Raw genomic sequence first — 26,226 nt, forward strand, 5'->3', positions numbered from 1 at the left:
GTTCTGGGGGATCAGATGCCGAGCAGGCGCTTGACGCGGCCGGCCTCGGTCTTCGCGAGCTCGGTGGTGCCCTCGAGCCGGCGGGTGAGGCGGTTCGACTTCTTCTCCATCAGGTGGCGGCGGCCGGCCTTCTGGCGGCGCAGCTTGCCCGTGCCCGTGACACGGATCCGCTTGGACGTCCCGCTGTGGGTCTTCATCTTCGGCATTTCAGTCCTCTTTCGTGCGGCGGCTCACCGGAGATTCCGGTGAGCCGCTGACTCGTGCTGGTCGGCGCCTACGCGTCGGTGGTCGGCTCGGGAGCCGCCTCGGCCTTCGCCTTCGGCTTCACGTTCTTGTGCGGGGCCAGCACCATGATCATGTTGCGACCGTCCTGCTTCGCCGACGACTCGACGAAACCCAGTTCGGTGACGTCTTCGGCGAGCTTCTGCAGCAGCCGGTAGCCGAGCTCCGGCCGGGACTGCTCGCGACCGCGGAACATGATCGTGACCTTGACCTTGTTACCCGCCGCCAGGAACCGCGACACGTGACCCTTCTTGGTCTCGTAGTCGTGCTGGTCGATCTTCGGGCGCAGCTTCTGTTCCTTGATGACGGTCAGCTGCTGGTTGCGCCGGGACTCGCGGGCCTTCTGCGCGCTCTCGTACTTGAACTTGCCGAAGTCCATGAGCTTGCACACGGGCGGGCGTGCCTGCGGCGCGACCTCGACGAGGTCGAGATCGTTCTCCTGCGCCAGGCGCAGCGCATCCTCGATCCGGACGATGCCGACCTGTTCACCGTTCGGCCCGACGAGTCGGACCTCCGGCACCCGGATTCGGTCGTTGATGCGTGTCTCGGAGCTGATGGGGCCTCCTTGGTCCGAGGAATGTTTCCTGTTCTCGTTCGACCTGGTGCCCACATAGCGAAGGCCCCGACACCGTTCGGTGCGCGGGGCCCACTCTGTTTCCGATCGTGTCCCGGAGGACACTTCTTCACCCTGGACTGGCGTCCGGGCGAGACCGGACCCGGCCACCTGTACGGTGACGCGGGTGGGAGCGGGGCTCCACTTGCCGCCCCCGATCGCTCGAGGGCTGGTCGCTCGTGGAAGGGTACCAGACGTGTCAGATCAACCCGCCGAACAGCCCCCCTATTCCCCTGATGACCGCCGGCTGGCCGAGATCCCCAGCGTGGAGGTGATCAGCCGCGCCGCGGTCATGCTGCTGTCGGCCGGCGCCGAGCGGCTCGGTCTCGCCGACGCCGACCCCGAGAACTCCCCGCACCGCGACCTCGACGAAGCCCGCCGCCTGATCACCGCGCTGGCCGGGCTCGTCACCTCCTCGGCGGAGTACCTCGGCCTGCACGCCGGCCCGTTGCGCGACGGCCTGCAGACGCTCCAGAAGGCCTTCCGGGAGGCTTCGGCCGTGCCCGACGAGCCCGGCAAGGGGCCCGGCGAAAAGTACACCGGTCCCGTTTACTGACGTCCCGCTCGCCCGGTTCCTTGCCGGACGAGCTTGGCGACAGGTAACATGTTAGATGTGAGTCTCTCAAAGGTCACCCGCCCGCTCCTGCGCGACGAGGCGTACGACCGCATCCGGCACGCGATCGTCGACGGCTCCCTGCCCCCGGGCACTCCCCTGCGCGACGGCGACCTGGCCGACCAGCTCGGCCTCTCCAAGGCACCGGTCCGCGAGGCGCTGCGAAGGCTGGCCGACGACGGCCTCGTCGACTCCAAGCCGCAGAGCTACACGCGGGTCTCCGAAGTCATGTCCCCGGACGTCATCGACGCCCGGCAGCTCGTGCGCGTGCTGCACGAGTTCGCCGTGCGGGAAGCGGTCCGGCGCTGCCGCCCGGCGGACATCGCCGCCATGCGGGCGGCCAACGACCGGTTCGCGAAGGCCATCGAGGCCCGCGACATCGAGGCCGCGGTCCGAGCCGACGACGAGCTCCACGACATCCCCGTGCGCCTCGCCGGCAACGCCGCCGTCGCCGCCACCCTCGACCGCTACACACCGCTGCTGCGCCGGCTGGAGCACGCCCGCTTCAGCTCGACGCTGGCCTGGAACTCGGTGGAACGCCACACGCGGCTGATCGACGCGCTCGAAGCCCGCGACACCGGAACCGCCGTCTCCGTGATCTCGACCATCTGGACCGACCTCCTGGAGGAGCGATGAGCCTCGCCGGCTTCCCGCGTTATCCCCTGCTCTTCGGCCCGTCGCCGGTGCACCCGCTCGAGCGGCTCACCGAGCACCTCGGCGGCGCGAAGGTCTGGGCCAAGCGCGAGGACGTGAACTCCGGGCTCGCGTTCGGCGGCAACAAGACGCGCAAGCTCGAGTACCTGGTGGCCGACGCGCTGAAGGAAGGCGCCGACACGCTCGTGTCCATCGGCGGTGTCCAGTCCAACCACACCCGGCAGGTCGCGGCCGCCGCGGCGCGTGCCGGGCTGAAGGCCGTGCTGGTGCAGGAAAGCTGGGTCGACTGGCACGACCCGCTCTACGACAAGGTCGGCAACATCCAGCTCTCGCGGATCCTCGGCGCGGACGTCCGGCTCGTCCAGGCGGGCTTCGGCATCGGCTTCAAGCAGGCGTGGGAGGAGGCCGTCGCCGAGATCAAAGAGAAGGGCGGCAAGCCGTACGCCATCCCGGCCGGCGCGTCGGACCACCGGCTCGGCGGGCTCGGCTTTGCGAACTGGGTCGTCGAACTCGAAGCGCAGGAAGCGGCACTGGGTGTCTTCTTCGACACCGTGATCGTCTGCTCGGTCACCGGCAGCACCCAGGGCGGCATGGTCGCGGGGGTGGCCGCGAACAAACCCAGGCGCATCCTCGGCATCGACGCCTCGGCGAAGCCCGGCGAAACCCGCGAGCAGGTCACGCGGATCGCGCGCAACACCGCCGAGCTGATCGGCGCCGGGGAGATCGCGGACGTCGAGCTGGACGACCGCTACCACGCGGGCGTCTACGGCATCCCGGACAAGTCCACTGTGGACGCCATCGAGACGTGCGCCCGGCTGGAGGGGATGATCACCGACCCGGTGTACGAGGGCAAGTCCATGGCGGGACTCATCGACCTCGTCAAGAACGGCGAGATCGCCCGCGACTCGAACGTCCTCTACGCCCACCTCGGCGGGCAGCCAGCCCTGAACGGCTACACGAGCGTCCTGGGCTGACCGCCCGGCACCGGGTCAGTCCAGCACGCAGAGCACGTCGATCTCGACGAGCAGCTCGCCCGGGAGGCCGACGTAGACCGTCGTGCGCGCCGCGTGCGGGGCGTCGCCGATCAGCTCGTTGTACACCTCGTTGAACGGCGCGAAGTGCGCCGTGTCGGTCAGGTACACCCGGACCATGATCGCGTCGGCCAGGCTCGCGCCCGCCTCCGCCAGCACGGCTTCGATGTTCTTGAACGTCTGCCGGGTCTGGCCGACGACGTCGTCGCCGACGATCGCGTTCGTGGCCGGGTCGAAGGCGACCTGGCCGGCGACCTGCAGCAGGTTCCCCTTGCGGACGGCCTGCGAGAACTTCGCCGGCGGCTTCGGCGCGTTCTCGGTGGAAACTGCCGTCTTGCTCATCAGTGCCCCTTTCCGTTCTCCGTCCATCCGCTGTGGACGGAAGCTTCCGTGGTCGCGGCCCGCAGATCCGGGACCAGCGCCAGCAGTCCTTCGTAGTCGAGCAGCACCTTCGGCACCGACATCGACGCGGCGGCGAGGACTTCGCCGCCCGTGCCCCGCACCGGCGCCGCGATGCAGTGGATGAAGTCCTCGTGCTCGGCGTTGTCGACGGCGTACCCGAGCCGGTCCACCCGCGCCAGCTCGGCCAGGTAGGCCTCGGGCGTCGTGATCGTGTTCGGCGTGCGCACCGGGTACTCGATCGACCGCGCGATCTCCTCGCGCCGCGCCGCGGGCATCGCCGCGACCAGCACCTTGCCCACCGCGGTGCAGTGCAGTGGCGCGCGTTTGCCGATGCGCGAGTACATCCGCACCGAATGCCGGCCTTCGAACTTGTCGATGTAGACGACTTCGCCGTCCTCGTAGCTGGCCAGGTGCACGGTGTGCCCGGTGCGCGTGTTGAGGGCGGCGAGCGCGGGATGGGCGCTGCGCCGGACGTCGAAGGAGTCGAGCGCCTGGTTGGCCAGGTCGAACATCGCGCTGCCGAGCCGGTAGTGCCGGGTGCCCTCACGGCGGACGAAGTGGTGCTGTTCGAGGGTGCGCAGCAGGCGCAGCACGGTCGACTTGTGCACGCCGATCTCCTCGGCGAGGTCGTCGAGGGTGCGCGCGTCCTGCGAGATCGAGGTCAGCAGCGTCAACGCGCGGTCCAGGCTCTGGCTCACGTGAGCACCACGCCCTCTCCGGTCAGCCGCGCCGAACGCCACTCGTCCGGCCCCGCGTTCAGCAGGGTAGCCACGACGTCGGCGGGCAGCGGCACCCCGACGTCGTCGTGGGTGAGCAGGGTGACGGCGGCCTGCAGGTGCCCCTGCCGCAGCCGCTCCAGCGGCGCGGCGCCCCGCAGGGTCGCGGCGAGGAAGCCGGCCGCGAACGCGTCTCCGGCGCCCACCGGCTCGACGACGTCGACGCGCAGCGCGGGCGAGAACAGCGGCTCCCCCTCGACCAGGGTCGCGCCGCGTTCGCCGTGCTTGACGACCAGCGTGCGCGGCCCCGGCAGCAGGGCACGCAGCTCGGCGGGGTCGCCGGTCCCCCAGACGTGCTGGGCTTCGTCGTCGCCGGTCAGCACGATGTCGGCCTGGCCGGCCAGCTCCGCGAGCAGGCGCGGGTCGCGGCCGGTCCAGAGCGCGGGCCGCAGGTTGACGTCGAACGAGATCAGCCGGTCACCGCGTGGCAGCGCCAGCAGCGCGCGCACCAGCGCGAGGCAGCTGTCGGACAACGCCGGCGTGATGCCGGACAGGTGCAGCACGCGGACGCCGTCGAGGTCGAGCCGGTCCAGCAGCTCGGGCCCCATCCCGGAGGCGGCCGAACCCGACCGGTAGTAGCGCACCGGGCTCCCGCCCGCGCCGCTTTCCTTGATGTACAACCCGGTCGGGCGCAGCGGGTCGACATAACACGCACTGACGTCGACCCCCTTCGCAGCGATCTCGCGAAGCATGGCGCGGCCGAACGGGTCGTCACCGACCGCGCTCACCCAGCCGCTGCGCAGCCCGAGCGCGGGCAGGTTGCAGGCCACGTTCGACTCGGCGCCGCCGATCGTGCGCAGCCAGCGCTTCACCTCTTCCGGCGGACCGGCTTCGGCGGGCACGAACATCGCCATCGACTCGCCGACACACAGCACCTCGGGCCCGCTCGTCACGTTCCGTCTCCCTGCCCTTCACCCCGTTGACCTGTGGCGACCCGGATGCTACACCTATGGCACTCAAAATGCGCAACAGTCGTTGCAACATACGCAACCGAGGTCGCCGCCCATGACAGCACACGCCGCTTGCCTGATGGACGCCGCCGCACTCGATGCCCTCCGTCAGGAGCGGATCGACTGGCACTTCCGTTCGGCCGCCCCCGCCCTGACCGGGCTCACTCTCGAGGAGGCCGCCGACCGGCGGCTCAACCTGTTCTCCGACGGCTTCTTCGGGCCGTTCGTCGTGCTCGACGACGAAGCCCTCGAGCACAACCTGCAGACGATGGCCGGCTGGTGCGCCGCCCGCGGCGTCGTCCTCGCCCCGCACGGCAAGACGACCATGGCGCCGCAGCTGTTCGCCCGCCAGATCGAGCACGGCGCGTGGGGCATGACCTGCGCGAACGCCGGACACCTGCGGATCTACCGCGCCTTCGGCGTCTCCCGGATCATGCTGGCCAACCAGCTGCTCGACCCGGCCGGCCTGCGCTGGCTGGCCGCCGAGCTGGCCGCGGACCCGGACTTCGAGTTCGTCTGCTGGGTCGACTCGGTCCGCGGCGTCGAGCTGATGACCGAAGCTCTCGAAGGCAGCGAACGACCGGTCGACGTCCTGCTCGAACTGGGCGCCGACGGCGGCCGCACCGGCGTCCGCGACACCGCGACCGCGCTGGCCGTCGCCGAGGCGGTGCACGCCAGCCCGGCGCTGCGGCTGCGCGGCACCGGCGGCTACGAGGGCGCGCTGTCGCACGACACCGACGAAGCAGCCCTCGCCAAGATCAGCTCCTATGTGGACGGTCTGCGCGACCTCGCGATCACGTTCGCGGACAAGGGGATGCTCGACGGCCAGATCATCGTCACCGCCGGTGGGAGCGCCTACTTCGACCAGGTCGCGAACGAGCTCACCAAGCCGTGGCCGGCCGGTCTCGACGTGCTGCCCGTGCTGCGCAGTGGCGCGTACGTCACCCACGACGACGGCTTCTACCGCGAGATCTCCCCGCTCGGCGACCACCCGCGCATCGACGGCGTCGAGTCCTTCCGGCCGGCGCTGCGAGCCTGGGCGCAGGTGACGTCGAAGCCGTCGGACGAACTGGCGCTGCTGACCATCGGCAAGCGCGACGCGTCCTTCGACGAGGGCATGCCCGAGCCACAGCTGCGCCGCCCGCCGAACGGCCCTGCGGAAAAGCTGGCGGGCCACGTCGTCGCGAAGATGAACGACCAGCACGCGTTCCTCACGCTGCCCGCCGGGTCGCCGGTCGAGGTCGGCGACTGGATCGGGCTCGGCCTCTCGCACCCGTGCACGGTGTTCGACAAGTGGCCGCTGCTGCCGGTGACCGCGGCCGACGGCGAAACCGTCGTCGACCTGGTCCGGACGTGGTTCTGATGGACGTCGTCGTCAAGAACGCGCTGGTCGCGGACGGCACCGGCGAGCCGCTCACCCGCCGCGACGTCGGGATCGCCGACGGCAAGATCGCCGAGGTCGGCTCGCTCACCGGCGGCCGCACGATCGACGCCGACGGGCTGGTGCTCGCGCCCGGGTTCATCGACATGCACTCGCACTCCGACCTGCAGCTGCTGGCCAACCCGGACCACCCGGCCAAGATCACCCAGGGCGTCACGACCGAGGTGCTCGGCCAGGACGGGCTCTCCTACGCGCCGGTCGACGACGCCGTCCTCGAAGCGCTGCGGCAACAGCTCGCGGGCTGGAACGACGACCCGGCCGGGTTCGACTGGAACTGGCGCTCGGTCGGCGAGTACCTCGACCGCCTGGACCAGGGTGTCGCGGTCAACGCGGCGTACCTGGTGCCGCAGGGCACGGTCCGGATGCTCGCGGTCGGTTTCGACGACCGGCCCGCCACCGAAGCCGAACTGACGCGCATGAAGGAACTCGTCGCCACGGGGCTCGCCGAGGGCGCGATGGGGATGTCGTCCGGGCTCACCTACACGCCGGGAATGTACGCCGACACGGGCGAGCTGGTCGAGCTGTGCCGCGTGGTCGGCGAAGGCGGCGGGTTCTACAGCCCGCACCACCGCAGCTACGGCAAGGACGCCCTGGAAGCGTTCGCCGAGATGATCGACGTGAGCAGGCGCTCCGGCTGCCCGCTGCACCTCGCGCACGCGACGATGAACTTCTCGGTGAACAAAGGGAAAGCACCCGACCTGCTGAAGCTGCTGGACGACGCGCTCGACGACGGCTGCGACGTCAGCCTCGACACCTACCCGTACCTGCCGGGCGCGACGTACCTGAGCGCGCTGCTGCCAAGCTGGGCGTCCGAAGGCGGGCTCGACGCCACCCTCGCCCGACTGTCCGATGTGGACGAACGGGAGCGGATCCGCGAAGCGATCGAAGAGTCCGGTTCGGACGGTGCGCACGGCGTCCCGATCGACTGGGACGCCATCGAGATCAACGGCGTTCGCAACGACCACAACGCCCACCTGGTGGGGCACAGTGTCGCCGGTTCGGCGCGCGCCGCCGGCATCGAACCGGCGACACTGTACTTCGACACGCTGCTCGACGAAAAGCTCGGCACGTCGTGCCTGATGCACGTCGGGCACGAGGAGAACGTCCAGGCGATCATGCGGCACCGCACGCACACCGGCGGCAGCGACGGCCTGCTCGTCGGCGCGCGGCCGCACCCGCGGGCGTGGGGCACGTTCCCCCGCTACCTCGCCCGGTACGTCCGCGAGCTCGGCGTGCTGGACCTCGCCGAGTGCGTTGCCCACCTGACCGGGCGGGCGGCCCGGCGCCTGCGGCTCACCGACCGCGGCCTGGTCCGCCCCGGGTACGCCGCCGACCTGGTGCTGTTCGACCCCGACGCGGTCGCCGACACCGCCACCTTCGACGACCCGCGGCAGCCCGCCGCGGGGATCAGCCACGTCTTCGTCAACGGCGTCGCCGCCCTCGACGACGGCCGTCCCACCGGCGCCCTCGCCGGCCACTCCCTGCGCAACCCCCGGAGAGCCCGATGATCCACTGGCTGCAACACACCACGGGCGGTCTGCTGACGCTCGCCGCCGTCTCGATCGCCGTCCTGCTGCTGTTGATCGTCAAGCTCAAGGTCGAGCCGTTCATCGCGCTGATCGTCGTCGGCCTGCTCACCGCGCTGGCGGCGGGCCTGCCGGTCGGCACGATCGTCGGCACCGCCCAGAAGTCGTCGGACTCCTTGCTGGAGAAGGGGTTCGGCAGCATCCTCGGGCACATCACGGCGATCATCGGCCTGGGCACCCTGCTCGGGTCGATCCTGGAACGCTCCGGCGGCGCGAAAGTCCTGACCGGCGCGCTGCTGCGCGCGTTCGGGGAGAAGCGCGCGCCGCTGGCGATGGGCATCGCCGGATTCATCTTCGGCATCCCGGTGTTCTTCGACATCGGCATCTTCGTGCTGGCGCCGCTGGTGTACGTCGCGGCGCGGCAGGGTAAGCGCTCCCTCGTGCTCTACGCGATGCCGCTGATCGCCGGCCTCTCGATCACCCACGCCTTCCTGCCGCCACACCCCGGCCCGGTGGCCGCGGCCGGGCTGCTGCACGTCGAGCTCGGCTGGATCATCCTGATGGGCCTGGCCTGCGGTGTCCCGGCGTTCCTCATCGGTGGCGTGCTGTACGCGACCTGGATCGGCAAGCGCATCGACATCGCGGTGCCCGAGGACATGATCGTCGCCGAGGAAGAGGGTGAGCAGGAAGAAAACGTGCCGTCGCTGGCGCTGGTCGGCTCGATCATCGCGGTGCCACTGGTGCTGATCCTGGCCGGCACGTTCGGCAGCATCTGGCTGCCGAAGGGCTCCGCGCTCTCCGGCGTCGCGGCGTTCATCGGGACACCGGCGGTCGCGCTCACCATCGCCGTGCTGCTCGCGTCCTGGCTGCTCGGGCTGCGGCGCGGGTTCACCGGCAAGGACCTCAACGAGCTGGCCGCGAAGTCGCTGCGGCCGGTCGCGATGATCCTGCTGGTCGTCGGCGCCGGCGCGTTCTTCGGCGCGGTGCTCTCGGCCACCGGCATCGGCAAGGCCGTCGCCGACTCGCTGCACGACGCCGGGCTGCCGGTGCTGCTCGCGGCGTACGTCATCAGTTGCGGCATGCGCATCGCGCAGGGCTCGGCGACCGTCGCCATCGTGACCACCAGCGGGATCGTCGCGCCGACCGTGGCGCAGCTCGGGTACTCCCAGGTGCAGCTGGCCCTGCTGGTCATGGCGATCTCCGCCGGGTCGATCATCGCCTCGCACGTCAACGACGGTGGCTTCTGGATCGTTTCGCGGTACTTCAACATGAGTGTCGTCCAGACGTTGAAGACCTGGACCGCACTGGAAACCGTGCTTTCCCTTTCGGGTTTCGGGGTTTCGGCATTGCTCATGGCCGTGGTCTAGACCATAATGGGGTAAGCCGCCGACCCGAAAGCACTGGGAGACAATGATGACCGGACTTTCCCGTCGCACGTTCCTCGGCGCCGCCGCGGGTGCGGGTGCCGCAACCGTGCTCGGTTCGCAGCTCGCGTCCGCGGCCACCACCACCAAGGGCTGCATCGCCGGAGCGACCGTGTACATCGGCAGTTACACCAGCGGGGCGAGCGGGCACGGCCTCGACGTCTCGAACCGGACCGGCGCCACGCTCGGCCCGGTGAAGACGGTCCCCGGCATCACCGACACATCGTGGTTCGACCGCCTCGCGAACACCCTCTACGTCACCAACGAAGGTGATCCGAACGGGTTCGTCTCGGCGCTCGACATCTCCGACGCCACGAAACCCAAGCTGCTCAACAAGGTTTCCTCGAAGGGCGGCGCGCCGACGCACCTGAGCGTGCACTCCAGCGGGAAGTACGTGCTGGCGGCCAACTACAGCTCGGGCAGCGTCGTCGTGCTGCCGGTCCTGGCCGGCGGCAAGCTCGGCGCGGCCACGGACCTCGTGACGCACCACGCCGATTCCGGGCAGGCCCACGCCCACCAGGTCGTCAACGACCCGACCGGGCGCTGGGTGCTGTCGGTCGACCTCGGCGCCGACTCGGTGTACGTCTACTCCCTCGACGTCGCGACCGGGAAGCTCGCGCTGCACCAGCAGCTGAAGCTCCCGGCCGGCGCCGGACCGCGGCACCTCGCCTTCGACAAGACCGGGAAGTTCGCCTACATCCTGCAGGAGCTGCGGCCGGAGCTGACGGTCGCGAGCTGGGATCCGGCCACCGGGACGCTGAAGGCGCTTTCCGTCGTCCCGGCCGTGCCGCCGGGCAGCACCGGCGACCTGTTCCCCGGCGAGATCACCCTGTCCAAGGACGGGAAGTTCGCCTACGCCACCGTCCGCGGGCCCAACACCGTGGCGACGTTCTCGGTCGACGGGGCGACAGTGCGGCTGGTGTCCACTGTGTCCAGTGGCGGCAACTGGCCGCGCCACCTGGCCCTGGACCCCGGCGAAAACTGGTTCTACGTCTCGAACCAGCGCTCCGGCACGGTCACCTGGCTGCCGCGCGACCCGGCCACCGGACTGCCCGGCGCCGTGGCCGGCAGCCTGGCCGTCCCCGACGTCAACTCGGTCTACTTCGCCTGAGCCCCACCCCGGTCGTGAGTGTTTAGGGCGGTTCTAACCGCCCTAAACACTCACGACGGGTACCTACTGGAGGATTCCATGAGACTGCGCCGCACCCTGCCCTTGATCGCCGGGCTGGCCCTGCTGGCCGGCTGCGCGCCCACCCAGTCCGCGCCCGCCGGCTCCGGCGGGGACGAGAAGACCGGCACCGTCCGCGTCTGGCTGTTCGACGAGGCCAACCGCGCGCCGAAGGAAGCCGCGGTCAAGGAGGCCATCGCCGAGTTCAAGGCCGCGCACCAGGGTGTCGAGGTCGACGTCCAGTGGGTGCCGGTCGAAGGCCGCGCGGACAAGTTCTCCGGCGCCTTCAACGACCCGAACAACGCGCCGGACGCCGCGGAGTTCGGCAACACCGACGTCTCCAGCTACGCCGCCACCGGTGCGCTGGCCGACCTGACCGGCGACCTCGCGTCGTGGCGCGAGGGCAAGGACCTCATCCCGACCGTGGTGGACACCGCGAAGTCCGGCGGCAAGACCTACGGTCTGCCCTGGTACACCGGCATCCGCGCGTTGTACTACCGCACCGACGTCTTCACCGAGCTCGGCCTCAAGCCGCCGGCCACGCTCGCCGAGCTGACCGACGACGCCCGCAAGATCCGCGCCGCGAAGCCGGACCTCTACGGCATCTCCGTCGGCGGCAAGTACACCTACGCGATGCTGCCGTTCCTCTGGGCCAACGGCGGCGAGCTCGCGCAGGAAGCCGACGGCAAGTGGAAGTCCGCTGTCACCGGCGAGCAGGCCAAGGCCGGCGTGACGCAGTACGCGAACCTGCTCAAGGACGACATCTGCCCGCCCGCGCAGTGCGCGAACCTGACCGGCACCCAGAGCGTCACCGCGTTCGCCGGCGGTAAGGCCGGGATGACCATCGGTGGTGACTTCAACCGCAAGGCCGTCGAGCAGGGCGCGGTGAAGGGGAAGTACGCCGTCGTGCCGATCCCGGGCACGACCGCGGGCAGCACCGCCCCCGCGTTCGCCGGCGGCAACCTGCTCGGCGTGTTCAACGCGAGCAAGCGCCGCGGCCTCGCGCTGGAGTTCATCGAGCTGCTGGGTGGCGCGAAGTACCAGGAGAAGATGTACACCGCGATGGGGAACCTGCCGACGCTGAGCAGCGTGCAGCAGAAGCTCGCCGCGAACGACCCGTTCCTCAAGCCGTTCGTCGACACGCTCAAGGCGGGCACGAAGTTCGTCCCGGCGACCCCGGCGTGGTCGAAGATCGACAGCCAGAACGTGCTGCCCACGGCCGTGCAGCAGATCGCCACCGGCGGCAAGGACCCGTCGGCGGCGCTCACCGACGCCGCGGCGGCCATGGACAAGGCCTTCGGCTAGTGGTCGCGCAAGACGTCCGTCCCGTCGCCGCGCCCCCGAAGGCGCGGCGACGGCGGCGGGACGGCCGGGCCGCCGCGCTCTACCTCGCCCCGGCGGGCATCCTGCTCGCGGCGATGCTGGCCTACCCGATCTACCAGCTGGTCCTGATCTCGTTCTACGACTACGGCCAGCCGCAGGCCGCGGGCAACGCGCCGCTGGTGTTCCTCGGCTTCGCGAACTACGCCGACCTGCTGTCCCAAGCGCAGTTCTGGACCGTGCTCGGCAAGACGGTCGGGTTCGCCGCGGCCTGCGTCGTCGGCTCGCTCGTCGTCGGCACCGGGCTCGCCGTGCTGGCCAGCCGGGTGCGCTCACTCCCCCGGACGCTGCTGTTCCTGGCCGCGCTGGGCGCGTGGTCGACGCCGGCGATCGCGGGGTCCTACGTCTGGCTGTTCCTCTTCGACACCGACTTCGGCCTGGTCAACGAGGTGCTCTCGGGGATCGGGCTGCCGTTCGAACACCACTCGTGGACCTTCGGCACGCTCGGCGCGTTCGGGCTGGTCGCCGCCGAGGTGATCTGGTGCTCGTTCCCGTTCGTGCTGGTCACGATGTACGCGGGGATCAAGGGCGTCCCGGACGAGGTGCTCGAAGCGGCGTCGCTCGACGGCTCGTCCGTGTGGCGCACCACCTGGTCGATCGTGCTGCCGATGGTGCGGCCGCTGCTGATGATCGCCACCGTGCAGTCGATCATCTGGGACTTCAAGGTGTTCACCCAGATCTACGTAATGACCAACGGCGGCGGCGTCGCCGGGCACAACCTCGTGCTCAACGTCTACGCCTACCAACAAGCTTTCGCCGGGCAGGAGTACGGCCTCGGCTCGGCGATCGGAGTCGTGATGACGCTGTTGCTGCTGTCGGTCACCGGGCTGTACGTCCGGTCGCAGCGCCGGAGCGCGGCATGGTTGTGAAGCGCCCAGGGCGCCTGATCGCCGAAGTGATCACCGTGGTCATCGCCGGGATCGTCGCGTTCCCGCTGTACTGGATGCTGCTCTCGGCGTTCAAGTCCCCCGGCGAGATCCAGTCCGCGAACCCGAAACCGTGGACGTTCAGCCCGTCGTTCGACAGCTTCACGCGTGTGCTCACGGTGTCGGGCTTCGGGCGGTTCTTCGTGAACAGCCTGGTCGTGGCGCTGGTCGTCGTGGTGTTGTCGCTGTTGCTGTCGTTCCTCTCGGCGGTGGCGTTGACGCGGTTCTCGTTCAAGGGCCGGACCGTGCTGCTGGTCATGATCCTGGTCGCCCAAATGGTGCCGGTGGAGGCGCTGACCATCCCGCTGTTCTTCCTGATGCGCCAGATCGGCGGCGTCGCGCCGGCGTTCGGGCTGAACGAGCTGGGTTCGCTGGTGCTGGTGCACCTGGCGTTCAGCCTGCCGTTCGCGATCTGGATGCTGCGCGGGTTCGTCGCCGCGGTGCCGGTGGAGCTCGAAGAAGCGGCGAAGCTCGACGGCGCGTCGCGGATGCGGTTCACCTGGCAGATCCTGTTCCCGCTGGTGGCGCCCGGGCTCGTGGCCGTGAGCGTGCTCGCGTTCATCCACGCCTGGAACGACTTCCTCTTCGCCAAGACGTTCATCATCTCCAAGACCGAGAACCAGACGCTGCCGCAGGCGATCCTGGTCTTCTTCAAACCCGAAGACACCGACTGGGGCGCGGTGATGGCGTCGTCGACGTTGATGACGATCCCGGTGCTGGTGTTCTTCGTCCTCGTGCAACGACGGCTGGTGTCCGGGATGGCCGGCGCCGTGAAGGGCTGACATGTCTTTCGATTCCCTGCTCCCCCGCCCGGTTTCCGCGACGCCCGCTCCGGGCACGTGCCCCTGGCCGTCCACTGTGGACGTCCAGGCCGCTTCGCTGCCGGCCGAGGGCTACCGGCTGGAGATCTCCCCGGCCGGCATCGTGCTGCACTGCGGTGACGCGGCCGGAGAGTTCTACGGGCGGCAGACCTTGCGGCAGCTCGTGGGCCCGGACGCCTTCCGGGCCGCGTCCCTCGAAACCGGGCTCACGGTGCCGTGCGGCGTGGTCGAGGACCACCCGCGGTACGGCTGGCGCGGCTGCCTGCTCGACGTCGCCCGGCACTACCGGACCAAGGCCGAGGTGCTGCGGTTCGTCGACCTGCTGGCCGCGCACAAGCTGAACGTCCTGAACCTGCACCTGACCGACGACCAGGGCTGGCGCTTCGAGGTTCCCGCCTACCCCGGGCTGACGTCGGTGGGCGGCTGGCGGCCGTCGTCGATGGCGGGCAGCGGGGGCGAGCAGGACGGCCGGCCCCACGGCGGCTTCTACACCGGCGACGACCTGCGTGAGATCGTCGCGTACGCGGCCGCGCGCGCGATCACCGTGGTGCCGGAGATCGACATCCCCGGGCACGCCCGCGCGGCGCTGGCCGCCTATCCGTCACTGGGCACCGAAGAATCGTACGAAGTCTGGACCGGGTGGGGCATCAGCACTTCGCTGCTCGATCCCTCCTCGTCCACTTTGGACTTCTTCCGAGCGGTGTTCGACCACCTGCTGGCGATCTTCCCCTCGCCGGTGATCGCGTTGGGTGGTGACGAGACGCCGGGCGCGACCGACGAGCACCGGAAGTTCGTCCGGCTGCTCGCCGAGCACCTGGTTTCCCGCGGCCGGACGCCGATGGGCTGGGACGAGGTCCTCGACATCGCCGGCCTGCCGCCGATGGTGATCGGCTCGTGGCAGAACGAGGAAGCCGGCGTCCGCGCCGCTTCGGCCGGGCACGACGTCGTGATGTGCCCCGAGCAGCACGTCTACCTGGACCACCGGCAGTCCGCGCACCCGGACGAGCCGGTCCCGGTCGGCTGGGTCCACACGCTGGAGGACGTCTACACGTACGAGCCGGCGTTGACCGGACCGCGGCTGCGCGGGGTGCAGGCGCAGGTGTGGAGCGAGCACCTCGACGACGTCCGGCGGGTGGACTACATGGCGTTCCCGCGGCTGTCGGCGTTCGCCGAGGTCGCGTGGAGCAGCGGGACCCGGGACTACGCCGAGTTCCTGCCGCGCCTGCGCGAGCACCACCTGCCGCGGCTGGACGCGCTCGGCGTCGAGTACCGGCCGCTCGACGGGCCGCACCCGTGGCAGACCCGGCCCGGGGTGCCGGGCCGGCCGCGCTGATCACGGCAGCAGCGTCACCACGAACGACCGCGTCGGGCCGACGTTCCCGGCCGCGTCCACCGACCGGTACTCGATGCGGTGGCGGCCGTACCCCGGCTCGCGGTCGCTGAACGGGGACACCGTGAGCCCGCCCGAACCGAGGTTGCCGTACGCGAGGCCGTCGATCTCGGTGCCGCGCGCGGTGAACAGGTACGGCGCGTTCGGGTCGGTCGGCCAGCCGTAGTACTTGTGCCAGCCGTCGCCGTCCACGCGGAACTCCGGCAGCCCGTCCGACGGCGTCAGGCGCATGGTGAACGAGCCGTGGAACACCGTGCCCGCCGGCAGCTCGGCGGTCGTCGTCGGGCCGTCGGCGTCCACCCGCCACGTCAGCGTGGTGCCACCGGTGGTCGCGGTGAGGGTGTGCGCTCCGCGTGACTCGTCGAGGCTGAAGTCGGAGCCGGTCCCGGCCGGCTTCCCGTCGAGCGCCCACCGCACCGCCGGGATCGACCCGGTCGGCTCGCCGGTTTCGACGTAGACGACGTCGTGGCCGCCGACCGGGGCCGCGGTGGGCGTCGAGGCGACCACGGCCGGTCCCCCGGCGGGCGGTGTGCCGACCGCGGTGTCGACGGTCCAGGTGCGCGTCGCCGTCGGCCGGACGGCCGGGTCGCGGACGAACGGCGTCGGATCGGTGACCTTCGCCGTCAGCGTGTGCTTGCCCGGCTTGACGTGGGCCTGGCGCAGGTCGAGCGCGTCGGCGCCCCGCAGCGGGCGGCCGTCGAGGGTCCAGGTGACGTCGAGGCGGTGACTCACCGGGCGCATCGGGCGCACCCACACGACGCGGTCGGCGCCGATCGTGCCGGCCGGGGTGCCGCCGGCGATCAGCGGCACCTTCGCCGAGATCCGCTGGGTCATCCGCTCGCGGCCGACCTGGTCGAAGGCGTAACCGAGAGTCTTCATCATCGAGTGCTCGCTGGGCCGCCAGACGCCGGTCTGGGTGTAGAGGCCGCCTTCGTACCGGCCGAGCCGGCCGCCGGACTCGCTGGGCTCGCCCAGCCAGCGCCACCACTTCGCGTGCTGGGCACGCATCTGCGGCTCGGTCAGCAGGGTGTGGTGGATCGAGTCCGGCTCGCCGCCTTCGTAGGCGCCGCCCGGGACGTTGCGGGCGTAGTAGTCGTACTCGTCGTCGAGGCCGCCGAGCGAGTGGCCCAGCTCGTGCGGCGAGATGAGCGCGGAAAGCGCGTTCCCGCCGGACGCCGTCGCGTACGCACCGCCCGCGCCGCCGTAGGTGTCGCTGTTGGCGAGCGCGAGGATCTGCCGGTTCGCACGTGTGGTGCCGGGCACGAGGTCGGCGTACCGCTGGGCCGCGTCGTCGTCGACGGTCAGCAGGCGCTGCACGCTCTGGGCGTTGCAGCCACCCCAGAACCCCATGTTCAGCGGGGTGTTCCGCCGCGGCGCGTCGAGCGCCGGGTCACAGTCCACACCGGACTCGGGCGAGGCGATCGAGATGGCGTAGACGTTGAAGTAGCCGCGGTAGGACTTGAAGGGTTCGAGCGACCAGAGGGTGCTCACGTGCCGCTGGACGTCGGCGAAGAACTTCGGCTGCTCCGCGGCCGTGTAGCCGTCCCCGAGCACGACGAGGTTGAACCGCTGCGCGACCGTCCCGGTGACCTGGACGTCGGTGACGCTCGCGGCCGGCTCGTCGGCGTACGCCGGAGTGGCGGTGGCGGCGGTGATCAGCAGTGCGGCGAGGAATCCGGCCCACTTCGACATGATCCCGGTCTACCGCAGTGCTCCCGCCGCCGGAACCGCCGGAAGTCGGAGGCTGGCGGTATAGGGCGTTATACGCGAGTCAGCCGGTACCAGACCTCGGGCCGCCCGACCTGGCCGTAGTGCGGCTCGCGGTGCGCCATCCCGTTGTCCGCCAAGTACTCCAGGTACCGCCGCGCGGTCACCCGCGACGCGCCGATCGCGCTGGCCGCCGCGCCCGCGGAAAGCCCTTCCGCGGCGCCGGACAGCGCGTCCGTGATCGCCTCCAGGGTCTGGACGCTCATTCCCTTCGGCAGCGGCGGCTGCTCCGTCGTGCGCAACGCGCCCAGGGCCCGGTCGATCTCGGCCTGGCCCGTGACCTCGCCCGACGCGTCGCGGAACTCCGCGTAGCGCTCCAGCTTTTCGCGCAGGGTGGCGAAGGTGAACGGCTTGAGCAGGTACTGCACGACCCCCACCGACACCGCGGCCTTCACCAGGCCCAGGTCGCGCGCCGAGGTCACCGCGATCACGTCGATCGGGAGCCCGGCCGCGCGCAGGGAGCGGCACACCGCCAGGCCGTGCGTGTCGGGCAGGTAGAAGTCCAGCAGCACCAGGTCGACCGGCTCGCGCTCGCAGAACCGCAAGGCCTCGCCGCCAGAGTGCACGACGCCGGCCACCGAAAAGCCCGGCAGCCGTTCGACGTAGACGCGGTGCGCCTCGGCGGCCACCGGCTCGTCCTCCACCACCAGCACCCGGATCACCGGTCCGCCTCCGATCGCGGCAACCGCACCGTGAACACCGCGCCGCCGTCCCGGCCGACCTCGACCGTGCCGCGGTAGCGGCGCACCGCCTGGCCGACGAGCGCCAGCCCCAGACCGTGGCCGTCCTCGGCCTTCGTCGACCAGCCTCGGCGGAAGACGTCCGCGTCTTCCGGGACGCCGGGCCCGGTGTCGGCCACGCGCAGCAGCAACCCTTCGGCGTCCGACCGCGCGGTGACGACCACCGCCGGCCGGCCGGTGCCGCGCACCGCCGCGTCGAGGCCGTTGTCGATCAGGTTGCCGAGAATCGTGACCAGGTCACGGGACTCCACCCCGAGGGAGACGTCGTCGATCACCGTTTCCGGCGTCACCGTCAGCTCGACGCCGCGTTCGCTCGCCTCGGCGGCCTTGCCCAGCAGCAACGCGGCGAGCACCGGCTCGGCGACCGCGCCGACGACGCGGTCGGTCAGCTCCTGGGCCAGCGCGAGCTCCGCGGTCGCGAACTCGACCGCCTGCTCGGGTTTGCCGATCTCCACCAGGGAAACGACGGTGTGCAACCGGTTCGCGGCCTCGTGCGCCTGCGACCGCAGCGCCTCCGCGAGGCCGCGGGCGGTGGTCAGCTCCCCGGTCAGCGTCTGCAGTTCCGTGTGGTCGCGCAGCACGACCACGGTGCCCTGCGAGCGACCACCCGCGCGGACGGCGGTCGTGCTGACCAGCAGCACCCGCGCGTCGGTCAGGTGCAGTTCCTCCGCGCGGTTTTCGGCCGACCCGAACGCTTCCGCGAGCTCGTCCGGCAGGCCCAGCGACGTCAGCTCGCGCCCGACCGGGTCGGCGTCGAGGCCGAGGAGGGCCCGCGCGCCGTCGTTGCAGAGCCGGATCCGCCCGTCGCGGCCGACGAGCAGGACGCCCTCGCGGACCGAGTGCAGCACGGCTTCGTGGTATTCGAAGAGGTTGCTCAGCTCGTCCGGCGCGACCCCGCGCGTCTGGCGCCGCAGCCGGGCGCTGATCAGCCAGCCACCGAGCGCGCCGACCAGCACCACCCCGCCGGCCACGCCGAACAGCGGCCACAGCCGCTCGCGCAGCTCCGCCGAGATCGCCGCGACGATGATCCCGACGGCGACCAGCGCGACCACTTCGTGCCCCGGCCCGAACACCGGGACGACCGTGCGCACCGACGGGCCGAGCGAGCCGGTGTAGGTCTCGGTGTAGTCCTGCCCGCGCTGCGCCTGCTCGATGGTGCCGATGTAGTGCTGGCCGATCAGCGCCGGGTTCGGGTGGGTGTAGCGGATCCCGGCCGGGCTCATGATCGTGATGAAGTCGACGCCGGTATCGGCCTGCACGCGCACCGCGTACGGCTGCAGCGTGGCGCTCGGGTTCGCGGTGGCGACCGCGTTGACGACGGTCGGCGCGTCGGCCACCGTCGAGGCCACCGCGCGGACCTGGTCGCGCGCGTTTTCGTTCACCGCGCGCGAGGCGTCCAGGTAGGCGAACGTGCTGCCGGCGCCGGCGAGCACGCAGAGGACCGTCAGCTGCAGCACGAGCAGCTGACGGGCGAGGCTCCAGCGGGTCCGCATCGTCGGGGGCACCTCCTCATACCAGCACACTCGCGCTCCGCCGGTGTCCGAAGGGGACGGTGCGCGAACTCAATGAACACAAGTGAGCCGGATCACCGAACTGCGCCTACAGTGTGCCGCAACCTGGAACACCCCTGAGCTGGAGGCAACGGTGCCGACCCCACCGACCACCGAGGAGACCCCGCGCAAGCGGGACAAGACCCACTACCTGTACCTGGCCGTGATCGTCGCGGTCGCACTCGGGATCCTGGTGGGCTTCCTCTTCCCGGGCTTCGCCAAGGGCCTCAAGCCCCTCGGCGACGGCTTCGTCAACCTGATCAAGATGATGATCACGCCGATCATCTTCTGCACCATCGTCATCGGCGTCGGCTCGGTCGCGAAGGCGGCCAAGGTCGGCAAGGTCGGTGTGATGGCCTTGGTCTACTTCATCGTCATGTCGACCTTCGCCCTCGCGATCGGGCTCGTCGTCGGCAACCTGCTGCACCCGGGCACCGGGCTGCACCTGAACCCGGCGGACGTGAAGAGCGTCCAGAAGTCCGCCAGCGGCGCCGAAGGCCCGGTCGACTTCCTGCTCGGCATCATCCCGAAGACACTCGTCTCCGCCTTCACCGAGGGCGAGGTCCTGCAGACGCTGCTCGTGGCCCTGCTCGTCGGGTTCGCGCTGCAGAAGCTGGGCCCGAAGGGCGCCCCGATCCTGCGCGGCATCGAGCACATCCAGAAGCTGGTCTTCCGGATCCTGGCGATGATCATGTGGGCCGCCCCGATCGGCGCGTTCGGCGCCATCGCGGCGGTGGTCGGCGCGACCGGCTGGGCGGCGTTGAAGAGTCTCGCCGTGATCATGCTCGGCTTCTACGCGACCTGCATCGTGTTCGTCTTCGTGATCCTCGGGATCGTGCTGTGGCTCGGCGCCCGCGTCAACATCCTGCAGCTGCTGCGCTACCTCGGCCGTGAGTTCCTGCTGATCCTGTCGACGTCGTCGTCGGAGTCGGCGCTGCCGCGGCTGATCGCGAAGATGGAGCACGTCGGCGTCGGCAAGTCGGTCGTCGGCATCACCGTCCCGACCGGCTACTCGTTCAACCTGGACGGCACCGCGATCTACCTGACCATGGCGACGCTGTTCATCGCCGCCGCGCAGGACGAGCCGCTCTCGCTCGGCGCGCAGATCGGCCTGCTGGTGTTCATGATCATCGCGTCGAAGGGCGCCGCCGGCGTCAGCGGCTCGGGCATCGCGACCCTGGCGAGCGGCCTGCAGTCGCACCGGCCGGAGCTGGTCAACGGCGTCGGCTTCATCCTCGGCATCGACCGGTTCATGTCGGAGGCCCGCGCGCTGACGAACTTCGCCGGCAACGCCGTCGCGACCGTCCTCATCGGGAACTGGGTGAAGGAGTTCGACCGGGAGAAGGCACAACGCGTCTTCGCCGGCGAAGAACCGTTCGACGAGGCGACCATGCTCGACGACGACGGCCACGGCGCCAAACCCGAGCCAGAGGGCGAAAAGGTCTCGGCTTGATCCCTTTCGTTCGTGCTCACTGCCCCCGCTGAGCACGAGCCATGACGGGCCGTCGCGCGAGTCTCCCCGACCTCGCGCGGCGGCCCGTTTCCACGTGCCGAGAGCGGCACTTTCACGTGAAAGTGCCGCTCTCGGCACGTCTTCAGCCGGGGATGTTGGCGTCGTAGACGACGCGCGCGGCGGCGATGTCCTCGCGGTGCTGCTCGGCCCACCCCATCAGGCCGCTCAACGACTGGTACAGCTCCTTCGCCATCGGCGTGGCTTCGTACTCCACGCGCGGCGGGACGGTCGGGTAGATCGTGCGCGCCAAGAGCCCGTCGCGCTCGAGGTTGCGCAGGGTCAGCGTCAGCATCCGGCGGCTGATCCCTTCGACGGCCCGCTCCAGCTCGGTGAACCGCACCGGGCCCTGGATGGCCTCCAGCAGGATGCCGATCGCCCACTTGCCGCTGATCCGGTTGATGACCTCGAGCACCGTGCAGACGTCGAGTTTCGCCGGGTCGATCTCGGTGGCCTGGACGGGTACACCGATGTTCCCCTGGGACATGGAAGTGCCTCCTTACGCGCGCTCCCATGGTCACACATGATGGGCACTGTTACAAGAAGTGCCCTGGTATCGACCAGGGAGAACGCTCGACTGGAGGGCCTGCTGTGCCGTTCGACAACACCGTGGCCGAGAACCGTCCCATCCGCTCCCGCGGCCTCGCCCTCGCGGTGCTCTGCGCCGCGTCGCTGATGGTCGTGCTGGACAGCAGCATCGTCGCGGTCGCGCTGCCGGCCATCCAGGCCGACCTCGGCTTCTCCCCCGCGGGCCTCGCCTGGGTCGTCACGGCCTACCTGGTGGCCTTCGGCGGGCTGCTGCTGATCTCCGGGCGCCTCGGCGACCTGCTCGGCCGCCGCCGCGTCTTCCTCGCCGGGCTGACGCTGTTCACCTTCGCCTCCCTGGCCGCGGGGCTTTCCGAAGACGCGGGGGTGCTGGTCGTGTCGCGGTTCGCGCAGGGCGTCGGCGGCGCGCTGGCGTCGGCGGTCGTGCTCGGCATGATCGTCACGATGTACCCGGAACCGCGGCCCCGGGCGCGCGCCATCGGCGTGTACAGCTTCACGCAGGCCGCGGGCGCGTCGATCGGGCTCATCGCGGGTGGCGCGCTGACGCAGGCGCTGAGCTGGCACTGGACGTTCTACGTCAACCTGCCGATCGGCGTGGTGGCGCTGGTGCTGGCGGTCCGGGTGGTCGCGCCGGACCGCGGCACGGGCCTGCGGGCCGGCTTGGACGTCCTCGGCGCGGTGCTGGTCACCGCGGCGGTGATGCTGGGCGTGTACGCGATTTCGTCGGCGGCGTGGGGCGCGCTGGTCTCGGCTGTCGTTCTGCTGGCCTTGTTCGTGGTGCGGCAGGCGAAGGCCCGCACGCCGTTGCTGCCGCTGCGGCTGTTCCGGGTCCGCGCGGTGACCGGCGCGAACCTGGTGATGGTGCTGATGGTCGCCGGGATGATGGGCTTCCAGTTCGTCACGGCGTTGTTCCTGCAGCAGGTGCTGGGCCTGGACGCACTGCACACCGGAGTCGCGTTCCTGCCGGTGCCGCTGGTGATCGCCGTGGCTTCGCTGGGCTTCGCGGACAAGCTGGCGGCGCGGTTCGGGCCGCGGGCCGTGCTGCTTTCGGGCCTGGGCCTGGTGATCGTCGGGCTGCTGCTGCTCACGCGGGTGTCCGGCGCGTACTTCACCGGCGTCCTGCCCGCGCTGCTGCTGATGGGCCTCGGCGCGGGCCTGGCGATCCCGGCGCTGATGGGCCTGGCGATGGCGGACGTCGCCCCGGCGGACACGGGTGTGGCGTCCGGCCTGATCACCACGACCCAGCAGGTGGGCGCGGCGATCGGCACGGCGGTGCTGGCCTCGGTGGCCGCGTCCCGCACGGCGGGCCTGGGATCGCTGGACCACCGCGAGGCGCTGGCCTCGGGTTTCCGGCTGGCGTACGGGGCGAGCGCGGGCTTCCTGGCGGCCGCGATGGTCCTGGGTGCCCTGGTCCTGGCCCGCCGCAAGCGCCGAGAAGAGGTTGTCGAGGAGCGCGAGGTCTGCACCAGCCAAGCCTGACCCGCCTCATGCGCCCCAATGTGGCGTTCGGTGCGTCCAACGCACCGAACGCCACATTGGGTGCGTTCAGCGCACCCAACGCCACATTGGGGCGCTCTGAGCCGGGGTGTCAGGCCAGGTAGGCCGACAGGCCACGGTGGCCCCGCCGCATCATCAGCGCGTGGTTCGCGCGGAAGAGCGGCCGGGCCACCGCGTCGAGCCGCCGCAGCAGCTCCTTGCGAGCCTGGACTTCCTGGGTGATCTCCAGGAGCGTGCCCGCGCCCGCCGCGCGGACCGCTCCCGCCAGCACCCCGTCCAGGTCGCCGCTCAGCCTGACCCGCAGCAGTCCCGCCCGCTCGTCCTGGTGGTCGCGGTGCATGCGGACCACCAGGCGGAACGGGAGCCGGGACCGGCAGACCAGCTCGGCGGTGTCGTCGTCGACCCGGCGCACCGTGCGGACGTCCGACCACCACCGCGGGTAGCCGGCGAGGTCGGTGACCGCGCCGAACACCCGGGCGGGCGCGGTACCGGGCAGCAGCCACGTGCTGCTGAACCGGTAGCGCGCGCCCGTCATACCTGGGCCGAGACCAGCTTCCGGCCGTCCACCGTGACGATGTCGACCGACTTGACGTCGTCGGGCGCCACCAGTGCGGAGCCGTCGAGCGAGAAGCCCGAGTTCTCCCACTTCTCGGAGACCTGCCAGCTGCCGGCCGTCACGGACTGGCCGCCCTTGGTCGTGACCTGCAGGAGGCACTTCTCCCCGGCCTTGACGCCCTTCACGTTGACGTCCACCTTGACCCAGCCCTGGAACGGGCTCACCGACGCGGCCAGCTGCACACCGGTGGTCGGGTCCCGGCCTTCGATGCTCTTCGTGCCGGGCACGTTCGTCTGCGGCGAAGGGATCGGCAACGCGGTGTCGTTGGACGTCGTCTGCCGTCCCACCAGCACGCCGCCGCCGAGAGCCGCCACGACAAGCACCGCCGCCGCGACCAGGGCGAGGCCCCGGCGAGACGTCGAGCGGCCCGAGCGGACCGGCGCCGACTCTTCTTCGTCGCGCACCCGGCGCAGGGTCTTCTGCAGCAGCAGGTCCCCGCCTTCGGGCGGCCCGTCGAGGAACGCCTCGGGCGGCACCTCGTCGAGCGATTCACGCAGGGCCACGAGCTCGTTCAGGTCGAACCGGCACTGCGCGCAGGTCTGCAGGTGCCGCCGCTCGAAGTCGGCCGCCTCCCCGGGATCGAGCGCGCCGAGGGCGTACGCGCCGAGCTGCGTGTGACTCTCGTCCACCGAGTTCATCGCGCCACCTCCGTTCCACTCGAAATCATCGCTGCTCTCAGTGCTCTCAGTGCGTAGTACGACCTTGATTTCACGGTACCGGGTGCGACGCCCAGTGTTCTCGCCGCTTCGGCCACCGTCCGTCCCCGGTAGTAGATCTCCACCAGGACCTCTCGGTGCTCGTTCGAAAGGCCGTCCATCGCGCCGAGCACCGTCATCGAGTCGACCACGCCTTGGGCGTGATCGCGCTCGACGGCCGGCGTCGGCACGCCTTCGGCCGGTTCGGCCACTTCCTGTGGCCGGGCCGCCCGGGCACGTGCCCGGTCGGTGACCAGGTTGCGCGCGACGGTCAGCAACCAGCCGCGCACCGAGCCTTTCCCGTCGTTCTGCAGGTCGTCCGCGTGCTTCCACGCTCGGACCAGCGTCTCCTGGACCACGTCCTCGGCTGCCGCCCGATCACCGGTCAGCCTCGTCGCGTAGGCCAGCAGGCTTCGCCCGTGTTCGGCATAGAGCTGCCGGATCAGGTCCTCGCCTTTGGCCTTCTTAGGCCGCCTGCCTCCTATGGCCACCCTCGTCCTCCCGACGGTGTTCTGAGTCGGCGAGGACAGTACTGCAACCCGCAGCGCCACCGGCGGTGCGTGCGTCGAGCGCAGCGCGACCATGGTGTTCATCGGCTGCCCGTCCTTCCTCGTTCTGCCCGGAATCCGTCGGTGGTCAGTACCCGGAGCTGCCGGTCTTGCCACCCCCGGTGATCTTGCTGCCGTCCGGCCCGATGGCGAACCACGTGCCGTTCGCGCCCTGGCCGTTCGCGTCGCCCGGCGCCTTGTCGCCGGAGAACTCGTACAGCGCCCAGCCGTTGAGGGTGAGCTGCTTGCTGCCGTCCTTGCGGGTCAGCGTGCCGACCTGGGTGTCCTGGATGCCCTGGAGCATCGGCGCGGCCTCCCCGGCCAGCGCCGGCGGCCAGCTCGTCGCGCAGGCGCCGTCGCAGTTGGACGTCGGCGGCTGGGTGGTGTCCTTGTCGAAGCGGTAGAGCGTCTTGCCGGCGGCGTCGGTGACGGCCGCGCCGAGTCCGTTGACCGTCGTCACGGCGAGCATCACGTGCCCGGGCTGGCCGTGCTCCGGTCCCTGGGCCCCGGAAGCCATGTCGCCGCAGGCGGAAAGGGGTGCGGCGACGGCGATCGCGGCGGCGCAGAGTGCGGCCGTCCGGATACGGTTCATGACGTTCTCTCCTCGGTGAGGGCGGCACCGCCGTTCGGCGGACCTCGACACCTGAGACACGGACGGTTGCGGAAAACGGTTCAGCGGGTTTGCCCGCCGTTCGGTGCCGGTTCGCGGCCGGATTGGTGCGTCCCGGTGATCGGCACGATCTTGTCGCCGTGCGGGCCGGGTTCCTAAGCTGATCGCGTTCGCCCCGCCGCCCCGTCGCGTTCGGGAGCCGCCGTGTCCGTGAAACCCCTCGTGCTGCTCGCGCTGCTGGCCGCGGGCTGCTCGGCCGCCACGCCACCGCCGCCGTTCGCCGCCGCGCTGACGTCACCGACCGACGTGGTGCTGACGTGGCCGGACGACGGCGCCGGCCACCGCGTCGAGTACGCGAACGACCCCGCCGGGCCGTGGACGACGCTGCGGTTCCTGCCCGCCCACGCGACGAGCTACCACCACCCGGACCTGATCCCCCAGACGCCGTTCTACTACCGGGAGCAGCCGTTCACCGGCCCGGTCTCGACGGACCTGCGCTCGGCGGTTTCGGGCGACACGGTGACGTTCACGTGGGCCGACCGCTCGAGCGACGAAGCCGGGTTCCTGCTGGAGATCCGGCGCCCGGGCGCGCCGGAGTTCGACCCGGTCGAGGTGACCGATCCGGACGCGACGACGTGCGCGCTGTCGCTGCTGCCCGGTGAGGAGCACTCGGAGTTCCGGCTCCGGGCGCTGCACTACGGCCCGCTCTCCCCGGTGGTCCACCAGACCACCGGGAAGGAGCGGTAGCCG

Annotated in this window: 27 protein-coding genes; 14 read left to right on the forward strand and 13 right to left on the reverse strand. The window is 70.7% G+C overall.

Translation table 11 applies throughout. The features are described 5' to 3' along the window. Positions 1 to 11: 11 nt before the first annotated feature. Positions 12 to 206, reverse strand: a complete 195-nt coding sequence (rpmI, locus tag M8542_RS45160; protein WP_086672342.1) for a 50S ribosomal protein L35 — start codon at positions 204 to 206, stop codon at positions 12 to 14. Between the two features lie 68 nt (positions 207 to 274). Continuing rightward, complete coding sequence (gene infC / locus M8542_RS45165; protein WP_257926581.1) at positions 275 to 892, reverse strand: translation initiation factor IF-3; 618 nt, start codon at positions 890 to 892, stop codon at positions 275 to 277. Positions 893 to 1,091: 199 nt separating this feature from the next. Here infC and M8542_RS45170 point away from each other — a divergent pair, with 199 nt between their 5' ends. Genes M8542_RS45170 through M8542_RS45180 form a run of 3 tightly spaced genes read left to right on the forward strand, consistent with a single transcriptional unit; the run spans position 1,092 to position 3,136 of the window. Continuing rightward, positions 1,092 to 1,451 (forward strand): DUF1844 domain-containing protein, encoded by a 360-nt coding sequence (locus tag M8542_RS45170; RefSeq protein WP_257926582.1) that lies wholly within the window; start codon positions 1,092 to 1,094, stop codon positions 1,449 to 1,451. Positions 1,452 to 1,499: 48 nt separating this feature from the next. Next, a complete protein-coding gene (locus M8542_RS45175) occupies positions 1,500 to 2,144 on the forward strand; it encodes a GntR family transcriptional regulator (protein WP_257926583.1) in 645 nt (214 codons plus the stop codon). Continuing rightward, on the forward strand, positions 2,141 to 3,136 hold the full coding sequence (locus M8542_RS45180) for a 1-aminocyclopropane-1-carboxylate deaminase (protein ID WP_257926584.1): 996 nt from the start codon (positions 2,141 to 2,143) through the stop codon (positions 3,134 to 3,136). The genes M8542_RS45175 and M8542_RS45180 overlap by 4 nt, the downstream gene beginning before the upstream one ends. A 15-nt stretch (positions 3,137 to 3,151) precedes the next feature. Here the strand turns inward: M8542_RS45180 and M8542_RS45185 are convergent, their stop codons facing one another. The 3 genes from M8542_RS45185 to M8542_RS45195 are packed head-to-tail and all read right to left on the reverse strand — an operon-like array spanning position 3,152 to position 5,225. Then, positions 3,152 to 3,535, reverse strand: coding sequence for a RidA family protein (locus M8542_RS45185; RefSeq protein WP_257926585.1), 384 nt, complete (start codon positions 3,533 to 3,535; stop codon positions 3,152 to 3,154). Further along, on the reverse strand, positions 3,535 to 4,293 hold the full coding sequence (locus M8542_RS45190) for an IclR family transcriptional regulator (RefSeq protein ID WP_257926586.1): 759 nt from the start codon (positions 4,291 to 4,293) through the stop codon (positions 3,535 to 3,537). Before M8542_RS45190 ends, M8542_RS45185 begins: the two co-directional genes overlap by 1 nt. After that, on the reverse strand, positions 4,290 to 5,225 hold the full coding sequence (locus M8542_RS45195) for a sugar kinase (protein WP_257926631.1): 936 nt from the start codon (positions 5,223 to 5,225) through the stop codon (positions 4,290 to 4,292). Before M8542_RS45195 ends, M8542_RS45190 begins: the two co-directional genes overlap by 4 nt. A 151-nt stretch (positions 5,226 to 5,376) precedes the next feature. Here M8542_RS45195 and M8542_RS45200 point away from each other — a divergent pair, with 151 nt between their 5' ends. The 8 genes from M8542_RS45200 (at position 5,377) to M8542_RS45235 (ending at position 15,340) form a co-directional block, all read left to right on the forward strand. Beyond that, a complete protein-coding gene (locus tag M8542_RS45200) occupies positions 5,377 to 6,684 on the forward strand; it encodes an amino acid deaminase (protein ID WP_257926587.1) in 1,308 nt (435 codons plus the stop codon). Then, positions 6,684 to 8,270 (forward strand): N-acyl-D-amino-acid deacylase family protein, encoded by a 1,587-nt coding sequence (locus M8542_RS45205; RefSeq protein ID WP_257926588.1) that lies wholly within the window; start codon positions 6,684 to 6,686, stop codon positions 8,268 to 8,270. Before M8542_RS45200 ends, M8542_RS45205 begins: the two co-directional genes overlap by 1 nt. Continuing rightward, positions 8,267 to 9,655 carry a GntP family permease gene (locus tag M8542_RS45210; protein WP_257926589.1) on the forward strand — a complete coding sequence of 463 codons (1,389 nt, stop codon included), beginning with the start codon at positions 8,267 to 8,269 and terminating at the stop codon, positions 9,653 to 9,655. The genes M8542_RS45205 and M8542_RS45210 overlap by 4 nt, the downstream gene beginning before the upstream one ends. 46 nt (positions 9,656 to 9,701) lie before the next feature. Continuing rightward, positions 9,702 to 10,823 carry a lactonase family protein gene (locus M8542_RS45215; protein ID WP_257926590.1) on the forward strand — a complete coding sequence of 374 codons (1,122 nt, stop codon included), beginning with the start codon at positions 9,702 to 9,704 and terminating at the stop codon, positions 10,821 to 10,823. Positions 10,824 to 10,901: 78 nt separating this feature from the next. Then, positions 10,902 to 12,185, forward strand: coding sequence for an extracellular solute-binding protein (locus M8542_RS45220; RefSeq protein ID WP_257926591.1), 1,284 nt, complete (start codon positions 10,902 to 10,904; stop codon positions 12,183 to 12,185). Then, positions 12,185 to 13,129 carry a carbohydrate ABC transporter permease gene (locus M8542_RS45225; protein ID WP_257926592.1) on the forward strand — a complete coding sequence of 315 codons (945 nt, stop codon included), beginning with the start codon at positions 12,185 to 12,187 and terminating at the stop codon, positions 13,127 to 13,129. Before M8542_RS45220 ends, M8542_RS45225 begins: the two co-directional genes overlap by 1 nt. Then, the gene (locus tag M8542_RS45230; protein WP_257926593.1) at positions 13,120 to 13,968 is read left to right on the forward strand and encodes a carbohydrate ABC transporter permease; all 849 of its coding nucleotides are present in this window, start codon (positions 13,120 to 13,122) and stop codon (positions 13,966 to 13,968) included. The genes M8542_RS45225 and M8542_RS45230 overlap by 10 nt, the downstream gene beginning before the upstream one ends. A gap of 1 nt (position 13,969) precedes the next feature. Then, on the forward strand, positions 13,970 to 15,340 hold the full coding sequence (locus M8542_RS45235; protein ID WP_257926594.1) for a beta-N-acetylhexosaminidase: 1,371 nt from the start codon (positions 13,970 to 13,972) through the stop codon (positions 15,338 to 15,340). Here M8542_RS45235 and M8542_RS45240 read toward each other — a convergent pair whose 3' ends face one another. The 3 genes from M8542_RS45240 to M8542_RS45250 form a co-directional block, all read right to left on the reverse strand. Continuing rightward, complete coding sequence (locus M8542_RS45240) at positions 15,341 to 17,089, reverse strand: M64 family metallopeptidase (RefSeq protein ID WP_257926595.1); 1,749 nt, start codon at positions 17,087 to 17,089, stop codon at positions 15,341 to 15,343. 68 nt (positions 17,090 to 17,157) lie between these two features. After that, positions 17,158 to 17,826 (reverse strand): response regulator, encoded by a 669-nt coding sequence (locus tag M8542_RS45245; RefSeq protein WP_093951962.1) that lies wholly within the window; start codon positions 17,824 to 17,826, stop codon positions 17,158 to 17,160. Further along, on the reverse strand, positions 17,823 to 19,397 hold the full coding sequence (locus M8542_RS45250; RefSeq protein WP_257926596.1) for a sensor histidine kinase: 1,575 nt from the start codon (positions 19,395 to 19,397) through the stop codon (positions 17,823 to 17,825). The genes M8542_RS45245 and M8542_RS45250 overlap by 4 nt, the downstream gene beginning before the upstream one ends. Before the next feature lie 151 nt (positions 19,398 to 19,548). Here M8542_RS45250 and M8542_RS45255 point away from each other — a divergent pair, with 151 nt between their 5' ends. Then, entirely contained in the window at positions 19,549 to 20,907 is a 1,359-nt protein-coding gene (locus M8542_RS45255) for a cation:dicarboxylate symporter family transporter (protein WP_257926597.1), read from the forward strand. Positions 20,908 to 21,049: 142 nt separating this feature from the next. Here M8542_RS45255 and M8542_RS45260 read toward each other — a convergent pair whose 3' ends face one another. Next, positions 21,050 to 21,451 (reverse strand): winged helix-turn-helix transcriptional regulator, encoded by a 402-nt coding sequence (locus tag M8542_RS45260; protein ID WP_257926598.1) that lies wholly within the window; start codon positions 21,449 to 21,451, stop codon positions 21,050 to 21,052. Between the two features lie 122 nt (positions 21,452 to 21,573). Between M8542_RS45260 and M8542_RS45265 the strand changes: the two genes are divergently transcribed. Beyond that, positions 21,574 to 22,989 carry an MFS transporter gene (locus M8542_RS45265; protein WP_257926632.1) on the forward strand — a complete coding sequence of 472 codons (1,416 nt, stop codon included), beginning with the start codon at positions 21,574 to 21,576 and terminating at the stop codon, positions 22,987 to 22,989. 109 nt (positions 22,990 to 23,098) lie between these two features. Here M8542_RS45265 and M8542_RS45270 read toward each other — a convergent pair whose 3' ends face one another. The 4 genes from M8542_RS45270 to M8542_RS45285 all read right to left on the reverse strand — a co-directional run bounded on the left by M8542_RS45270 (position 23,099) and on the right by M8542_RS45285 (position 25,458). Continuing rightward, on the reverse strand, positions 23,099 to 23,542 hold the full coding sequence (locus tag M8542_RS45270) for an SRPBCC family protein (RefSeq protein WP_257926599.1): 444 nt from the start codon (positions 23,540 to 23,542) through the stop codon (positions 23,099 to 23,101). Further along, positions 23,539 to 24,261: an anti-sigma factor family protein gene (locus M8542_RS45275; RefSeq protein ID WP_257926600.1), complete on the reverse strand. Its 723-nt coding sequence runs from the start codon at positions 24,259 to 24,261 to the stop codon at positions 23,539 to 23,541. The genes M8542_RS45270 and M8542_RS45275 overlap by 4 nt, the downstream gene beginning before the upstream one ends. Next, entirely contained in the window at positions 24,258 to 24,809 is a 552-nt protein-coding gene (locus tag M8542_RS45280) for a sigma-70 family RNA polymerase sigma factor (protein ID WP_026469270.1), read from the reverse strand. Before M8542_RS45280 ends, M8542_RS45275 begins: the two co-directional genes overlap by 4 nt. 145 nt (positions 24,810 to 24,954) lie before the next feature. After that, a complete protein-coding gene (locus M8542_RS45285; RefSeq protein ID WP_257926601.1) occupies positions 24,955 to 25,458 on the reverse strand; it encodes a hypothetical protein in 504 nt (167 codons plus the stop codon). Between the two features lie 222 nt (positions 25,459 to 25,680). Between M8542_RS45285 and M8542_RS45290 the strand changes: the two genes are divergently transcribed. Next, positions 25,681 to 26,223 carry a fibronectin type III domain-containing protein gene (locus tag M8542_RS45290; RefSeq protein ID WP_257926602.1) on the forward strand — a complete coding sequence of 181 codons (543 nt, stop codon included), beginning with the start codon at positions 25,681 to 25,683 and terminating at the stop codon, positions 26,221 to 26,223. Positions 26,224 to 26,226: the final 3 nt, after the last annotated feature.

This window comes from Amycolatopsis iheyensis, assembly GCF_024703995.1.
Taxonomy (GTDB): domain Bacteria; phylum Actinomycetota; class Actinomycetes; order Mycobacteriales; family Pseudonocardiaceae; genus Amycolatopsis; species Amycolatopsis iheyensis.

Coding starts and splice junctions, on each gene's coding strand:
- M8542_RS45260 (WP_257926598.1), bottom strand. CDS start 21,451: ATGTCCCAGGGGAACATCGGTGTACCCGTCCAGGCCACCGAGATCGAC.
- M8542_RS45250 (WP_257926596.1), bottom strand. CDS start 19,397: ATGCGGACCCGCTGGAGCCTCGCCCGTCAGCTGCTCGTGCTGCAGCTG.
- M8542_RS45200 (WP_257926587.1), top strand. CDS start 5,377: ATGACAGCACACGCCGCTTGCCTGATGGACGCCGCCGCACTCGATGCC.
- rpmI (WP_086672342.1), bottom strand. CDS start 206: ATGCCGAAGATGAAGACCCACAGCGGGACGTCCAAGCGGATCCGTGTC.
- M8542_RS45180 (WP_257926584.1), top strand. CDS start 2,141: ATGAGCCTCGCCGGCTTCCCGCGTTATCCCCTGCTCTTCGGCCCGTCG.
- M8542_RS45230 (WP_257926593.1), top strand. CDS start 13,120: ATGGTTGTGAAGCGCCCAGGGCGCCTGATCGCCGAAGTGATCACCGTG.
- M8542_RS45210 (WP_257926589.1), top strand. CDS start 8,267: ATGATCCACTGGCTGCAACACACCACGGGCGGTCTGCTGACGCTCGCC.
- M8542_RS45275 (WP_257926600.1), bottom strand. CDS start 24,261: ATGAACTCGGTGGACGAGAGTCACACGCAGCTCGGCGCGTACGCCCTC.
- M8542_RS45285 (WP_257926601.1), bottom strand. CDS start 25,458: ATGAACCGTATCCGGACGGCCGCACTCTGCGCCGCCGCGATCGCCGTC.
- M8542_RS45220 (WP_257926591.1), top strand. CDS start 10,902: ATGAGACTGCGCCGCACCCTGCCCTTGATCGCCGGGCTGGCCCTGCTG.
- M8542_RS45185 (WP_257926585.1), bottom strand. CDS start 3,535: ATGAGCAAGACGGCAGTTTCCACCGAGAACGCGCCGAAGCCGCCGGCG.
- M8542_RS45175 (WP_257926583.1), top strand. CDS start 1,500: ATGTTAGATGTGAGTCTCTCAAAGGTCACCCGCCCGCTCCTGCGCGAC.
- M8542_RS45235 (WP_257926594.1), top strand. CDS start 13,970: ATGTCTTTCGATTCCCTGCTCCCCCGCCCGGTTTCCGCGACGCCCGCT.
- M8542_RS45240 (WP_257926595.1), bottom strand. CDS start 17,089: ATGTCGAAGTGGGCCGGATTCCTCGCCGCACTGCTGATCACCGCCGCC.
- M8542_RS45215 (WP_257926590.1), top strand. CDS start 9,702: ATGACCGGACTTTCCCGTCGCACGTTCCTCGGCGCCGCCGCGGGTGCG.
- M8542_RS45270 (WP_257926599.1), bottom strand. CDS start 23,542: ATGACGGGCGCGCGCTACCGGTTCAGCAGCACGTGGCTGCTGCCCGGT.
- M8542_RS45195 (WP_257926631.1), bottom strand. CDS start 5,225: ATGGCGATGTTCGTGCCCGCCGAAGCCGGTCCGCCGGAAGAGGTGAAG.
- M8542_RS45205 (WP_257926588.1), top strand. CDS start 6,684: ATGGACGTCGTCGTCAAGAACGCGCTGGTCGCGGACGGCACCGGCGAG.